Consider the following 14,759-nt stretch of genomic DNA (forward strand, 5'->3'; position numbering starts at 1 on the left):
TATTGTTGAATCGGTTTTAAATTTATTTGATTATATTACACACGGAACTTTTGAATTTCTGCTTGTAATTCTTGTGCGTTATGACTTAAGTTGATTGCTACATCGTTTACTTGTTCCATTGTAGCGGTTTGTTCTTCTAGAGAGGCGGCGATAATTTCCATACTAGCTGCTGCACCTGAGGCACCGTTTGCAATTTCACTAACTGAAGCAGTCACTTGTTCTGCACTTGCTGATATTTCTTCAGAAGTAGCGGAAATTTCCTCAATTTGCGCGGTCATTTTCTCAACTGCTTCGGTAATTGAGCTGAATGAATTCCCAGCTTCAGTTATAATTTTTACACCGTCTGTGACAGAAACTAGCGAATTAGTGACAGCTTGTTCGACGTTGGCAGTCTCAACTTTAATATCCATTGTTAACGCCACAATTAAATTGGCTGAGCTTTTCGATTGGTCGGCTAGTTTCCGTACTTCATCGGCAACGACAGCGAAGCCTTTTCCATGTTCACCTGCACGTGCTGCTTCAATTGCTGCATTTAAGGCGAGTAAATTTGTTTGATCAGTAATGTCTGTAATAACTTTTGTAATACTACCTATTTCATCGGTTTGCTGAGATAATTTTTGTACAAGCGTGTTAACAATGTTAGTCGACTCGTTAATGATGTGCATTTGTTCGCGGGCGTTACTAATAATTTCACCACCATGTTGGGCTGAGTTACTTGTATCAATTGCACTTGAATGTAAATTTTGCGTTGACTCAGCAATACGTTGAACGCCAATTGCGGTTTCTTCCATAGCTTTAGCACTTTCAATGGATGACTGGACAGAGCTATTAGCCGCTTCAGCTGTAGACGAGACTCGTAATGATACATCTTCAGAAGTGGCGGTAATTTCTTCGGTGCTTGCGGATAATTGTTCTGCAGAAGCACTCAAATGCTCCACATTTACTTGTAAATTCCGAATTAGCCCCGCTAAATTATGTTTCATATGGTTGAAGGCCTTTGCTAGCTGACCAATCTCATCCTTTGTTTTCACTACAACGTCATTGCCGGATAAATCACCATCAGCGATTAAATTGGCTGCATCAACGACACGATTTAAAGGGCGAATGATTGTCTTTCTTATAAAAATAATTAAAAATAGTGAGATGACAACGCTTATGATAAATACGATAAGTGAAGTTATTTTAGAAGATGAAATCGTATTTTTTGTTTCTTTACTTATAATAGCTAATTGATTTTGTTGGTATTCTACAATACTATTTGCAGTGTTTAATATACCTACATTTGCATCTTGTAGGGAAGTATTTACGATTTGACTGGCACGATCAATATTACCGGCCTGATATTCCTTTAGCATCTCAACTGCTACTTCGTTAAAATTATCATTATAAACGATGATGTCCGCAGTGTATTTTTTCATTTCGTTACTATCTGCTACTGTTTCTAAAATAGCAATTTGTTCATCTAAAAATGTTTGGTATGTTTTAAAGTTATTTTCATTTGCTGCTGACACGTCTATCATCATTGCACGCGCATACAAACCTTGCATTGCCAAGCCGAAACGAATTTGGTCTGCAGTTCGAATTTGAGTGAGGCGATTTTCTATAACCTCCTCCGATTTTTCCTCAATTTTGTCTAAGTTAATAAAAGTAATAAGAACGATAATACATAATAGAAGTACCATAAAATAAAATGCAAAACTTATTTTTTTTCCTATGCTCATTTTTGTACCTTCTTTCTAATAATATATTATTTTTTGAAAATATTACTTAAATAGGATTATATAGAAGGTAATGTAAATAAAAGTTATAGGGGAGTAATGTTCATTTAATATTCAAGATTACGATGATTAAATATATATTTTTGTTGAACGATTTTTCGATGTAATGACATGAACACATCAAAGAGTGTAATATCAGACTGAGTGCAATTTTATTCATTATTTAAGAGCTTATTTTCTTGAAAGTTTCAAGTACGCAATATAGAGCACTTTATGAGCGTTATCTATTTGTATATAACCATATAAAAATCGATTCGAGTAACTGAAATAAAGTGTTACTCGAATCGATTTTTTATTGAATGTTAAACTTGGAATTTTTGAATCTCAACTTGCAAATCATTTGCATTTTCTGATAAGCTAACGGCCACATCGTTTACTTGCTCCATTGTTGCAGTTTGCTCTTCCATTGATGCCGCAATCATTTCAAGGTTCGATGCTGCATCAGAAGCACCGTTTGCTATTTCATTTACAGATGCGGTAACTTGTTCTGCACTAGCAGATATTTCCTCAGAAGTGGCAGATATTTCTTCAATTTGATTTGTTATTTTTTCTACAGCATTCGTAATTGTGTGGAATGAATCACCAGCTTCATGAATAATTTTAACCCCGTCAGCTACAGATAAAAGTGAGTCTGAAACAGCTTGTTCTACATTGACTGTGTCTGCTTTAATATCGTTTGTTAATGCAACAATCGAGTTGGCAGAGTTTTTAGATTGCTCAGCAAGTTTACGTACTTCATCAGCAACTACTGCAAAGCCTTTCCCTTGTTCTCCAGCTCGTGCTGCTTCAATTGCTGCATTTAAAGCTAATAAGTTTGTTTGATCTGTAATGTCCGTAATGACTTTTGTAATATTTCCAATTTCTTCAGTTTGTAGAGAAAGCTTTTGAACAAGCGTATTTAATGAATTTGTTGAGTCATTAATCGTTTGCATTTGACTTTGTGCTTTAAGAATAACTTCGCCACCATGCTTAGCAGATTCGCTCGCATCCATTGCACTTGTATGTAATGTTTGTGTAGCCTCTGCAATTCGTTGAACGCCCATTGCAGTTTCTTCCATTGCACGAGCACTTTCAACAGATCCCTGCATAGACCCTTGAGCTGCTGAAGCAGTATTAGACACGCGCTGCGTAACATCCTCAGTCGTTGCTGTCACTTCTTCCGTACTTGCGGATAACTCTTCTGCCGAAGCACTTAAATGTTCTACATTCATTTGAATGTTTCGAATAAGTCCAGATAAATTTCCTTTCATTTTATTGAAGACAGCTGCTAATTGTCCAATTTCATCTTTTGTTTTCACCGATATATCATTTACATTTAGATTACCATCAGCTATTAAATTTGCTGCATCCACTACTTGTTCTAATGGCTTCACGATTGTTTTACGAACAAATACAACAAGAATTATTGCAATAATAATACTAATGATTAAAGCGATTGCAGAAACGGCTTTTGATGTTGTCATCGCAACTTCTGTTTCTTTCGTAATTTTGTCTAGCTGTACTTGTTGATATTCCACAATGGTATTAGCTGTATTCAAAATATTTACATTTGCTTCTTGTAATTGTGTGTTAACTATTTCAATTGCATGTTCTGTTTCCCCAGCTTGATAGGCATTAAGCATTAAATTTGCAGCGGAATTGAAATTTTCGTTATAAGTTTTCAGTTCATCCACATAGCCGCCCATTGTGTCACTTTTAAATAACGTTTCTAAATAAGTAATTTCTTCATCTAAAAAATTTTGATAATGTGTAAAATTCTCTTCGTTTGCTTTTGATCCATCAATCATTAATGCACGGGCATACAACCCTTGCATTGATAAACCAAATTTAATTTGGTCCGCAGTTCGAATTTGTTCCATTCGACTATTTAAAGCTTCATCTGTCTTTTGCTCGATATTGTTTAAGTTAATAAATGTAATGACGACAATAATAAATAATAGAAATACCATTAAATAAAATGCAGAACTAAGTTTTTTACCTACAGACATTTTTCTATCCCCTTAAATTTCGATGTTATTATTGAGTATAATTACCCAAGCATTAGTATATAGAAAAAAAAATAATTTAAAGTAATAAATACATTTTTAACGCAAAATTCGACATTTTTAAATATTTGTTAAGACTGTTGATTTTTTTAATACTACCGCATTTCAGGCTGTTTTTAGTCAAAAAATATAAAATAATTAACATTATTTACTTATTTAATGTGCTAAATAACCCTGTTCTACTAATAGTTTTATTTGTTGTGGTGGAATCTATTAAATAGTTAGTATTGTTTATCTAATAGAAATATGAGGAAATAGTAGTAGGATATTTTTAATGAAAATTTGGATGAAAAAAGGAGAATTAGTATTGATAAAAATAAGAAAAGCTGAAATAGGGGACGCAAAACATGTTATAGAAGTGATGAAAGATGCAGAACAATCTGGTTTTATGCTATTTTCACCAGGTGAGCGAAAGGTGAATGAAGTGGGGGTCTCTAAATATATAGAAGACCTTCATAAAAATGATAAATGTGGACTCTTTATTGCTTGTGAAAATCAAGATGTATTAGGTTATATGATTGTTCGACAAGAAAAACCAGAGCGAATTGCACACCGTGCCTATATTGTCGTAGGCGTGCATAGTACTAGTCGAGGAAAAGGCATAGGAAGAGCTTTATTTGAACACGTCATGGGGTGGGCAAAAGAACAGGGCTTACATCGCTTGGAATTAACGGTACTTGTAAAAAATGAAGTTGCAGTTCAACTTTATAAAAAAGTAGGTTTTACAATTGAAGGGGTAAAGAAGGACTCTTTATTTGTTAATGGACAATATGAAGATGAGTATTATATGGCAAAATTATTGTAAAGCAGGGGGGGTTGTTAGAAGTATAGTTGACAAACCCTTTTGATGTATTAATAGCAAAGAAGAGAAACATTAGATTTTAATTAAAGTAAATCTAAAACGCCATATTGTTTGTAGTCTGAAATAATAGAATCAGGTAAAAGCTTTAGTAATTCCTCTTTTGTTGCCCATAAAAACTGATCATGGTCATTAGATAATAGTATATTGTCATTTTGACTTTCGCAAAGATAAGTTAACAATACGATTTGACGATCTTTCTTTGTGAAAAAAGTAGTTGAATACAGTTGTTTTTGTACAGTTATAGATAAATTTACTTCCTCATGAAACTCTCTCTTTAATGCTGTTTCTAATGATTCACCGAATTCTAATTCTCCGCCAACATTTTCCCACGTACCAGCGCCAGATGTTTCAAAAGCAGAACGTCTTACGATTAACATTTTGTCATTCTTTAATAAAATACCTTTTACTGCTACTTTAATTGTAGTCATTAATTTCATCCCCACCCTTTTGGTAAAAATTGTAGCATACTAAAAAGGTTGAAATACACAATATTTTAAAAATTTAGTTAGCATAAAGTGATTGTAATAATAAAATAAAGATATATGTAAAAGATGGGGGGAATAGATGCGTTATGGGAAATGACTTATTAAAAGGTGTAAAGCAAACGCGATTATTATTACGTAAACAACAGCTTACAACCGTGTTTGAGCAATTTGATCGGGACACAATGCATTTAACTAGCGAGCAGCGGATAGAAAAGTACAAAAAAATGATTGAAAGCCCATTCCGTTTTTTCAGGGGAAGCGCTTATTTGTATTATTATGATACAACAAAAGTTGCTTCCGTATTTCATACGCCGGATAACTGCCCGACTTGGATTATGGGAGATATGCATATGGACAATTTCGGTGCATTTCAAAATGAAAACGGAGATATCGTTTACGATGTGAATGATTTTGATGAGGGGTATGTAGGCTCATATTTATATGATGTTGTGCGCATGAGTGTCAGTATCGCATTGTATTTAGAAGAGCAAGGAATAGATGAGGAAATACAACATCAGGCAATTACATCTTATATAGAGCAATACATAAAGCAGTTAGAGCGCTTTCAGAAGAAAAAGGACGACCCAATGACTTTAATTTTTACGAAAGAAAACACTAAGGGTCCTATTAGGCGCATTTTAAAAAAGCTAGAAAAACGGCAACAAACTCATATAGTAGAGGAAATAACAGTTATTAATGATCAAGGTGAGCGTACTTTTGTATGGAATGATGAAATACAGCCTGTTGAAAAAGAGCTCTTTGATAAAATAGTTGCTTTAGTTCCAAACTATAAAGTTAATGATGTAGCAGTTAAACATGGGTCTGGTACAGCATCTATTGGCCTGGCGCGTTATTACTTATTAGTGGATGGCCAAGATGCGAGTGGTTTTGAAAATTTAGTATTAGAAATGAAGGAAGTCCGTACAGCAATTCCAGCGTATTTTTTCCCTTATAACGAAGTATTTTGGCAGCACTATGCGCATCAAGGTGCTCGAGTTGTAGGAACGCAAAAGGCGATGCACCATTTGGAAGATCCACATTTAGCTTATGTGACGATGGACGGAAAGGAATATTACATTCGCGAGCGTTCTCCATACAAGCGTAAAGTAAAGCCTAAGAATTATAAATCAGTGGAAGAGTATATAGAAACAACGGGAATTATGGGGAGAATTACAGCGAAAATTCACGCAAGGGCCGATATCGATTATTCGGAAGTATTTACGTATCATAGTGAGGATGAAATTTTACGAGAAATTTTTAAGGGGAAAAAATTGTTTGTAGAAAAAATAATTTTGCAAGCTTTGCGCTATAAAGAAATTGTCAATTCAGATTATGAGCTGTTTTGTGAATGGATAAAAGAAATAGAATCGAGTAGCACAGTAATGAGTTAATGCCAGGTATTGCGCCTGGCATTTTGTTAGTGCTTTTCGATATTTAATCGCATAACAATTTCGTTAATTGTTTGAATCATTTCTTGGTTGCTATAATTGCGTGCTGTGAAAATCTCGACTAATAAAGCTTTTGCCTCTTCTTCCGTACATTCATTGAATGCTTTCGTAATTTGTTGTGGATGTAGCAACGTTTTCACTCCTTTAAATAATAGATACTTCTATCATATCATCTCTAAAAGGCTAATGTTTATGAAATACTTGTTTCGGTAAGAGAAGAGATAGTAGAGGAGGAGGAACATGAACATTTCAACGAAAAAGTTAGCAAATGGTTATGAAATTCCAACAATTGGATTTGGAACGGTTTATTTGAAGGGTGAAGAATGTGCAGAAGCAGTAAAAAATGCTATTCAAGAAGGTTATCGACTTATTGATACGGCAATTCGTTATGATAATGAGGCTGCAGTCGGGGAAGGTATAAAGCGTTCTGGTATTGCGCGGGAAGAGCTTTTCATTACGTCAAAATTACGTGCACAGTACTATGAATATGAGATTGCCCTACAAATGATTGAGGAATCCTTATTAAGACTACAGTTAGAATATATTGATTTATATTTATTGCATTGGCCAAATCCAAAACAAGATAAATACGTAGAAGCATGGCATGCATTAATAGAAGCGCAAAATCGTGGCTTAGTGAAATCGATTGGTGTTTGCAACTTTATGCCAGAGCATTTAAATCGTCTTGAAGAAGAAACGGGTGTTTTACCGGTCATCAATCAAATCGAATTGCATCCATACTTTACACAACGGGAGCAAAGACAGTTTAATGCGTCAAAAAATATAGTTACAGAGGCATGGAGCCCATTAAGTAGAGCACGCACAGTAATTTTCGATGAAACAATTAAAAAAATCGCAGAGCAAAAAGGAAAGACAGTAGCACAAATTATTTTACGCTGGCACTATCAAATTGGCGTGGTAGCTATTCCGAAGGCCGCCTCCTATGAGCATCAACGAGAAAATTTAGCAATATTTGATTTTGAGTTAACGGAAGAGGAAATGGAAACAATTGAGTCGTTAACACAGGAAAGTGGTCGAATCGATAATCAAGACCCGAGGGTGTTTGAAGAGTATTGATGAGAGAGACCTGTCTTAACGAACTGGCATGTTCATCAATTAATGAGCGACAAAAAACCGCTGCTTTCTTTTTATGAAAAGCAGCGGGATTTTTATTTCATTTTAAAATGAGAGATTGTTTCTTGTAAGTCGTTAGACATTGTCTGAAGAGATTCAGCAGATGCGGCCATTTCCTCCATCGAAGCAAGTACTTCTTCGGATGAAGCCGCGACTTCTTCTGTTGATTGTGCATTTTCTTTAGCCTTTTCAGTTAACAGCTCAGCTGAAGCTGTAACCTCCTGAATACGATGTACAATATGTTGTGTTGTAGAAGAAACATCTAAGATTTTAGGTGTAATCTGTTGCATACTTGTTAAAATTTGATCGAAGCGGGAAGCACTTTCGTTTGAAATGACTATGCCTTCATTAACATCTGTTAATGTTACTCGCATCATGTCGACAGTTTTTGATGTATCCGCTTGAATAGTAACAATTAGCTCGTTGATTTGCGCTGTTGAATTTTTTGAGTCCTCAGCAAGCTTACGAACTTCCTCTGCTACAACGGCAAATCCTTTACCATGTTCACCTGCACGTGCTGCCTCAATAGAAGCATTTAATGCAAGCAGATTTGTTTGATCGGCAATACCTTGAATTACTGATAATATTGCATTTATTTCTTTCGTGCGGTCATAAAGTGCACGTACTGTATAATCTGTTTCATCAACTGAATGTTGAATTTGGGCCATTTGTTTAACAGAACGGTGAACAGTTGCTGAACCAATTTCTGCTTGAGACATTGCTTCCTGTGTTAAACCCGAGACGTCGTTTGTATGTTCAGCAATGCTTGTGACATTTTCTACTACAGATTTAAGTGAAGTTGCATTTAGTGCATTACTGTGCAGTTGTTCATCTGCTAATACTGTAATTGATGATAGTGCATTTGATGTTTGTTCCGTTGCTTGAATAACTTGAGATGTACTAGATGCTAGTATTTCTGAAGCTTGGTGAACTAGACTAACACTTTCATCAACTTTAGATATTACTGCTTTCAAATTTTGTTGCATAACGGCGAAGGCCTTCGCAAGATCCCCGATTTCATTTTTAGCATCCATTTCAATTTTTACAGAAAGGTCTCCTTCGCTTAATTGGAGAGCATGGCTGCGTAATAATCGCAATGGACGAGTAATTGAACGGATAATGAAGTATACCATCACACTGCCTAAAATGAATGAAATAGTAACAACTATACCAATAATATTTAAGATAGGTGTAGCTGCGGTACTTACTTCTTTTTCTAGCATTGTACCAATAATTTTCCATCCAGTTTGTTCATTTGTAATAAATGCGATAAGTTCATTTTCATCTTCTAAAATGCCACTTTGCTTATTGAATATTTTTTCTATGTAGCTTTCTGTTGCTTCTGTTGCACTTTCCGTATTTGGCTTCGAAATATATTGTTTGGAGCCGTCTAACAAAGTTACATATCCATTTTTACCTATCGTAACTGTATTGGCAATTTCCTTTAATGTTTCAATGCTCATGTCTAAACCAAAAACACCAGAACCATCTTCTAATTTTTGGGCAATAGTAATGACAAGGTCACCGCTACTTGATGAAATATATGGAGTCGTTATAATTGCCTCGTTTGTTGAAATGGCCTGTTTGTACCAAGGACGTTCTCTAGGGTCATAAGAGCTATCGTACTCATAATAAGGTTGACGAATCATTTTTCCTTCACTTGTCCCAACATAGGCAATTAATGCTTCTGGATGAGTTGCAAGATAATCTGCCAAAATCGCATGAATTTGCTCTGTAGCACCTTTATTAATAAGAGTTGAGGATAAATAATTAGCATCGTATAATTTCGGATCAATTAAAGCTGAGATGTTTTCATTTAATAAGTGAATACTCGTTTCAGCATTGGAAAGTTGTTCTGTTTTAATTTGTTCTTTCGCTTTGTTGTAAGATAATAGGCTAATAATACTTGTAGGAATGATAAGGATTATTGCAAACGCAATAATTAGTCTCTTTTTAATTGAGAAATTTTTAAAAAAGTTCAAGCAAATTCATCCTCCGGCATAAGTTAAAAGTAATAATGTGAGATAATAAATTTATACTAAATTCATATAAAACATTAGGAATTTATTATATATTATGAACTATTAGATTAATAATTTTTTGAATTATTACTTTTTTATGTAATCCATTAAATTTAATTGGATAATTAAATTTTATAAAAAATTAAAAAAGCTATCCAAAGTGTTAGGGATAGCTCGCTAAAAATTATAATAGTATTGTGTGGTCTTATTTTAAAGGTCAATAATAATACAATCTAAATGGCAGAGCCGGCGGAGCCTTTGGAAAGCTTCTCTGAAATGATTAAAACAATTAAAATTAATAAAATTTGTAGTACGCCATAGGCACAGGCCGTTCCGAATTTAAATGCGTAAAGCTTTTGGAATATCGCAACGGATAAAGGAATTGTCGATGTACTATAAATAAGAATGGAGGCAACGAATTCGCCAATACTTTGTACAAAGGCAAGTAATGTACCGGCAATGACTCCAGATAAGGTTAATGGAAGTACGATTTTTCTAAACGTTAGCCACCAGCCTGCTCCAAGACTTCTTGATGCTTCTTCCACTGATTGATCTAGCTGCATAAGTGAGGCAGAGGTTGACCTAAATACAAGTGGTAAATGTCGAATAAAATAAGCGAGTGGTAATATCCAAAATGAGCCGATTAATACTTGATTGAATGTAAATACGTTTTCAGTGCTGAAGGCTGCAATCAAATTTACGGCAACTACGGTTCCGGGCAGCGCCCATGGAATTGTTATTAACACATCGAGTAGCGTTTTTCCTTTGAAATTGAGACGTACCATAGCATAAGCTGCTGCAACACCGAAAATAATATTACCGATTGTTGCGATAAAGCCCATTTGTAGGGAATTCCAAATTGGGCGCCACGTTCTTTCATCTGTAAAGAGCGCCTTATAATGGTCGAGTGTGTATTCAGTTGGCAATATTTGCACTGTCCATGCACCATCCTTTGAAAAGGAAATTAGGATAAGCACTAATATTGGTAAAATTAAAATTAAGGTTCCTAAAAATGAAAGGAACACCGATACATATTTTAAAGGCTTTGAGGTTACTTCGGATCGGTGCACACTAACACCTTTGCTTAAGTTTTGATAGTTCCGTCGATTTTGGTACCAGCGCATTATAAGTAAAAATGTAATCGATACTATCGATAAAATAGTCGATTGGGTTGCTGCCATATCTAAATTTCCGTTTGTGCGAGATAAATAAATTTGCATCGTCATCGTCCGTTCGACACCGAACATAAGTGGTGCGGTATAAGAGGCCATAGAGACCATAAAAACAAGTAGGGAAGAAGCGATAATTGATGGGGTAAGCATTGGTAAAATAACTTTCAACCATACACGAATACGACTTGCACCTAAGCTAGTAGCCGCTTCTTCGAGTGAAGGATCAAGACCTTTAATTGCAGCAGACGCAGTCAAATAAAAGTATGTGTACATCGTAAACGTATGTACGACAATTACACCTACTATTCCTTTTAATGAAAAGGGAACTTCATTTAAATGAAATAATTGCTGAAATAAGCGTGGGAAGATACCGCTTTCTCCGTATAGAAATGTAAAGGATAATACACCGACAAGCGGTGGTAGTGCCATAGGGACTAATACGAGAATGGAAAGTAATTTACGCCCAGGAAACTCATAGCGTTCTAGTAAAAAGGCCATTGCAACCCCAACGATTGCGCAAGTAATGACACTAATGACGGATATATATAGACTATTCCAAAGAGCTTCTATATTGGCCGTACTTTGTAAACTAAAAAACTTTTGATAGTTAGCTAGTTGATTGTCACCCGCAAAGCTTTGAACAAAGGTTGTATAAAATGGATAAATGACATACGCTAAGAGCACTAAAAATAATGGAGAGATTAGTACGTAAACAAAGTAAGGCGATTGGGTTAAGCGAGACCACCAATTGTTTTTATAAGTTTTTGTTGTTTGTTTTGGCATAATGGCCTCCTATTCTCCAAGGAAATATAGATTACTTGGTGGAATATGTAGCTCAATGTAGTCACCAGCTTGTTTCATTGCTGTCCCACGGCTAAGTATCATTGCTTTTATTGTTGCTCCGTTTGTATGAAGGATATAATTTACGCTTAATCCAGTATACTCGATTAACTCAATCGTACCGGCAATCGCATTTTCTCCTTGTCCCATTTCAAATGATTCCGGTCGAATCGATACATAAACAGAATCGCCGATATTTACAGATAAATTATGTGCGCAATTTTTCTTCAAGCCCTTTAACACGAGCCCATTATTATCAGTGACTGTAATAACGTCCTCTTCAATGTTTTGAACGGTCATCGTTAACATATTTGTTTCTCCAATAAATGTTGCGACAAAACGATCATTTGGGCGATGGTAAATTTCCTGTGGTGTCCCAATTTGTTTGACGCAACCGTTCTCCATGACCATAATACGATCTGACATCGCCATTGCCTCTGTTTGATCATGTGTAACGTATATAGTTGTCACCCCAAGCTCTGATTGGATGCGTTTAATTTCGATACGTGTTTCTTCTCGCAGCTTCGCATCTAAATTGGATAAGGGTTCATCTAAAAGTAATATATCTGGCTCAATGACTAGAGCACGAGCTAGAGCAACCCGTTGTTGTTGACCACCGGATAATTCATTAATTTTTCGTGTGCCATAAGGACCTAAGTGGACAAGGCTACGAATACGATCTACTTTTTCGCGAATTTGTTTTTTATTTAATTTCCGAACTTCTAAACCAAATGCGATATTTTCATCGACTGTCATATGAGGAAATAATGCATAATTTTGAAATACCATACCGATATTGCGTTTGTTTGGCTGAAGTGTTGTCACATCGTGCTCATCAAAGTAAATTTTTCCTGTAGTAGGGTAGTAAAATCCAGCGACCATTCGTAATGTTGTTGTTTTGCCGCATCCACTAGGACCTAGAAAGGTGAAAAACTCGCCAGACTTAATAGTTAAATCTAAATCACTCACGCTTAGTACATTTCCAAATTTTTTTGAAACGTCTTTTATTCGAACAGCCTTCATAACCTAAAACTCCCTCCTATATTACTAAAATAAATAGAAAGACCTCACACAACTTGTTGAGGTCTTGTGTGAAATTATAAAGTTGAACGTGAATTATTTACCTTTCCCTTTTACATTCATATCCCAATATTCCATCCATTCAGCTTCTTTGTCTGTCATCACTTGCCAGTCGATATCTAAAGGCTTTAAATCTAGCTCTTTGTACCAGTTTGGCATGGATGCTTTGTCAATGTCTGTACGTGTAGGGATTTGGTAATATTCTTCTGATAATTCAACCATTGTTTCCTGCTCAAATAAAAATTCCATGAATAATTTAGCATTTGCCTCATTTTTAGCATTATTGATAACGCCAACTGCATCAACTAATATTGGTGCACCGCTCTTTGGATAAATGTAGTCAAATGTATAATCTGTCGTATGTTTTTTTAGTAAAATATCTTGTAAATTCCATAATGAAAGAGAACCCTCTTGGCGTGCTAATTTTAAGTAAAGTGCATTTGGGTCTTGCGTATATTCTTTTGTATTAGCATCGAGCTTTAATAACCAATCATAGCCCTTTTCTGGTGTTTCAGCTCCTTGGCGATAAATCATCGAAGAATAAATCGTACGCATCGTACCTGATGCAAGGACACCACGAATTAAAATTTCATCTTTCCACTTCGGATCAAGTAATTCATCCCAATCTTGTGGACCTTCTTCAGGGGAGAGTACTTCACTATTAATCATAATGACTTCTGGTAATAACATTTCGCCGACCCATCGATTTTGCTCATCTCGATGTAAGGGGTCAATTTTGTCAACGAAGGAAGGTTCCCAAGGTAATAATAAATCTTCATTTGCTGCCACCATCATCCCGGATTGTGTACCGCCCCACCAGAAATCTCCCTGTGGATTTGCTTTTTCACCACGTACACGCTCTAAAATTTGCTGTGCACCCATTGTCATGTATTCAACATTAATATCAGGATAGCGCTCATTAAATTTATCGATTACACCTTGGACCATTGTTTCATCCCGACCAGTATAAATGACTAAACTTCCAGATGGATTTTCACTTGAGCCACTATCACCTTGTGTAGATGTTTCCTTTTTTTCTTCTGAATTGCTACAAGCTACTAAAATTAGTACGAGTGAAGCAAGTAACAAAGTGAAAAAAACATTCCTCTTCATACAAGATTCCTCCTTAAAATTGAATATTCAATAAAATACAATTTAATATTCCCTTATGTTGGAAAATGAAACGGTGTAATAGTTAGTATTATAAGGAGTGTATGTATAGGGAATAAAAAATACTACTTAGTATAGACAAGTGGAAAAGTCTACACTAAATAGTATTTAAAATTAGTTCATTTAATTGAAAAGGTTTTTATTATTTAACAAAAATTTCTGCATCGCAATAACAAAGTCCACCGCAACTTGGACAATGTACTTCATATGGTTCAAAATAGCGCGGCATATATTTAAAAGAAGTAAAACCATGCTTTAGAAATTGTGCTTTAGCTGCCCATTTATTAATATCCGATTGTACCCACCCAACAACAATAATACTTTGAGCAATTTGTTGAGCAGCTTCTACATAAGCAGTGACTAATTTAGAGCCAATCCCTTTATTGCGATAGTTTGGATGAACAACAAAATGACTAGAATACATACATAGATGTTCGGAAACATACTCGGCTAAATTGGACAGTTCCTCTTTATAATATGGAAAATCAGCATCGAAATTTTGGATTAAGTAACCCGCAATATAACCGATAACCTCGTTAGTATTTGTCACACAAATAAAACGAACCCCATCAGCCTGATCGACTGTTTGCGCAGATTCTGGTTCAAAAGGTAAATAGTTATTTAATAAAGTAGCAATTTGCTCAGCGTAATTAGAATTATAAGAGATGATTTGCATAAATAGTGCCGTCCTTGTTTCAAAGTTTAGAAAAAATAATTGTAACAT

General features: G+C 35.3%; 12 protein-coding genes. 3 read left to right on the top strand and 9 right to left on the bottom strand.

Going from position 1 to position 14,759, the window contains the following annotated elements:
* Positions 1-35: 35 nt before the first annotated feature.
* Positions 36-1,721 carry a methyl-accepting chemotaxis protein gene (locus MKZ17_RS04245; RefSeq protein ID WP_340722555.1) on the bottom strand — a complete coding sequence of 562 codons (1,686 nt, stop codon included), beginning with the start codon at positions 1,719-1,721 and terminating at the stop codon, positions 36-38.
* 359 nt (positions 1,722-2,080) lie between these two features.
* The gene (locus MKZ17_RS04250) at positions 2,081-3,766 is read right to left on the bottom strand and encodes a methyl-accepting chemotaxis protein (protein ID WP_340722556.1); all 1,686 of its coding nucleotides are present in this window, start codon (positions 3,764-3,766) and stop codon (positions 2,081-2,083) included.
* 364 nt (positions 3,767-4,130) lie between these two features.
* Here MKZ17_RS04250 and MKZ17_RS04255 point away from each other — a divergent pair, with 364 nt between their 5' ends.
* Entirely contained in the window at positions 4,131-4,628 is a 498-nt protein-coding gene (locus MKZ17_RS04255) for a GNAT family N-acetyltransferase (protein ID WP_340722557.1), read from the top strand.
* 80 nt (positions 4,629-4,708) lie between these two features.
* Here the strand turns inward: MKZ17_RS04255 and MKZ17_RS04260 are convergent, their stop codons facing one another.
* On the bottom strand, positions 4,709-5,113 hold the full coding sequence (locus tag MKZ17_RS04260; protein WP_340722558.1) for an NUDIX hydrolase: 405 nt from the start codon (positions 5,111-5,113) through the stop codon (positions 4,709-4,711).
* A gap of 143 nt (positions 5,114-5,256) precedes the next feature.
* On the opposite strand from MKZ17_RS04260, the gene MKZ17_RS04265 reads away from it, so the two are divergent.
* The gene (locus MKZ17_RS04265) at positions 5,257-6,561 is read left to right on the top strand and encodes a DUF2252 domain-containing protein (protein WP_340722559.1); all 1,305 of its coding nucleotides are present in this window, start codon (positions 5,257-5,259) and stop codon (positions 6,559-6,561) included.
* A 26-nt stretch (positions 6,562-6,587) separates the two neighbouring features.
* Here MKZ17_RS04265 and MKZ17_RS04270 read toward each other — a convergent pair whose 3' ends face one another.
* Positions 6,588-6,749 (bottom strand): hypothetical protein, encoded by a 162-nt coding sequence (locus tag MKZ17_RS04270; RefSeq protein WP_340722560.1) that lies wholly within the window; start codon positions 6,747-6,749, stop codon positions 6,588-6,590.
* 109 nt (positions 6,750-6,858) lie between these two features.
* On the opposite strand from MKZ17_RS04270, the gene MKZ17_RS04275 reads away from it, so the two are divergent.
* On the top strand, positions 6,859-7,695 hold the full coding sequence (locus MKZ17_RS04275) for an aldo/keto reductase (protein ID WP_340722561.1): 837 nt from the start codon (positions 6,859-6,861) through the stop codon (positions 7,693-7,695).
* A gap of 92 nt (positions 7,696-7,787) precedes the next feature.
* On the opposite strand, the gene MKZ17_RS04280 is transcribed toward MKZ17_RS04275, so the two are convergent.
* From MKZ17_RS04280 to MKZ17_RS04300, 5 genes are all read right to left on the bottom strand, one after another.
* Positions 7,788-9,734 (bottom strand): methyl-accepting chemotaxis protein, encoded by a 1,947-nt coding sequence (locus MKZ17_RS04280; protein ID WP_340722562.1) that lies wholly within the window; start codon positions 9,732-9,734, stop codon positions 7,788-7,790.
* A gap of 272 nt (positions 9,735-10,006) precedes the next feature.
* Positions 10,007-11,728 (bottom strand): ABC transporter permease, encoded by a 1,722-nt coding sequence (locus MKZ17_RS04285; RefSeq protein WP_340722563.1) that lies wholly within the window; start codon positions 11,726-11,728, stop codon positions 10,007-10,009.
* Between the two features lie 9 nt (positions 11,729-11,737).
* Complete coding sequence (locus MKZ17_RS04290) at positions 11,738-12,808, bottom strand: ABC transporter ATP-binding protein (protein ID WP_340722564.1); 1,071 nt, start codon at positions 12,806-12,808, stop codon at positions 11,738-11,740.
* A gap of 93 nt (positions 12,809-12,901) precedes the next feature.
* Positions 12,902-13,978 carry an extracellular solute-binding protein gene (locus MKZ17_RS04295; protein WP_340722565.1) on the bottom strand — a complete coding sequence of 359 codons (1,077 nt, stop codon included), beginning with the start codon at positions 13,976-13,978 and terminating at the stop codon, positions 12,902-12,904.
* 199 nt (positions 13,979-14,177) lie between these two features.
* On the bottom strand, positions 14,178-14,711 hold the full coding sequence (locus MKZ17_RS04300) for a GNAT family N-acetyltransferase (protein ID WP_340722566.1): 534 nt from the start codon (positions 14,709-14,711) through the stop codon (positions 14,178-14,180).
* Between the last annotated feature and the right edge of the window lie 48 nt (positions 14,712-14,759).

Source organism: Solibacillus sp. FSL R7-0682 (genome assembly GCF_038005985.1).
In the GTDB taxonomy this organism is placed as follows: Bacteria; Bacillota; Bacilli; order Bacillales_A; family Planococcaceae; genus Solibacillus.

Excerpts from the sequence above, each read along its gene's own strand:
- MKZ17_RS04245 (WP_340722555.1), bottom strand. The coding sequence starts at position 1,721 with ATGAGCATAGGAAAAAAAATAAGTTTTGCATTTTATTTTATGGTACTT.
- MKZ17_RS04250 (WP_340722556.1), bottom strand. The coding sequence starts at position 3,766 with ATGTCTGTAGGTAAAAAACTTAGTTCTGCATTTTATTTAATGGTATTT.
- MKZ17_RS04260 (WP_340722558.1), bottom strand. The coding sequence starts at position 5,113 with ATGACTACAATTAAAGTAGCAGTAAAAGGTATTTTATTAAAGAATGAC.
- MKZ17_RS04265 (WP_340722559.1), top strand. The coding sequence starts at position 5,257 with ATGGGAAATGACTTATTAAAAGGTGTAAAGCAAACGCGATTATTATTA.
- MKZ17_RS04275 (WP_340722561.1), top strand. The coding sequence starts at position 6,859 with ATGAACATTTCAACGAAAAAGTTAGCAAATGGTTATGAAATTCCAACA.
- MKZ17_RS04285 (WP_340722563.1), bottom strand. The coding sequence starts at position 11,728 with ATGCCAAAACAAACAACAAAAACTTATAAAAACAATTGGTGGTCTCGC.
- MKZ17_RS04290 (WP_340722564.1), bottom strand. The coding sequence starts at position 12,808 with ATGAAGGCTGTTCGAATAAAAGACGTTTCAAAAAAATTTGGAAATGTA.
- MKZ17_RS04295 (WP_340722565.1), bottom strand. The coding sequence starts at position 13,978 with ATGAAGAGGAATGTTTTTTTCACTTTGTTACTTGCTTCACTCGTACTA.
- MKZ17_RS04300 (WP_340722566.1), bottom strand. The coding sequence starts at position 14,711 with ATGCAAATCATCTCTTATAATTCTAATTACGCTGAGCAAATTGCTACT.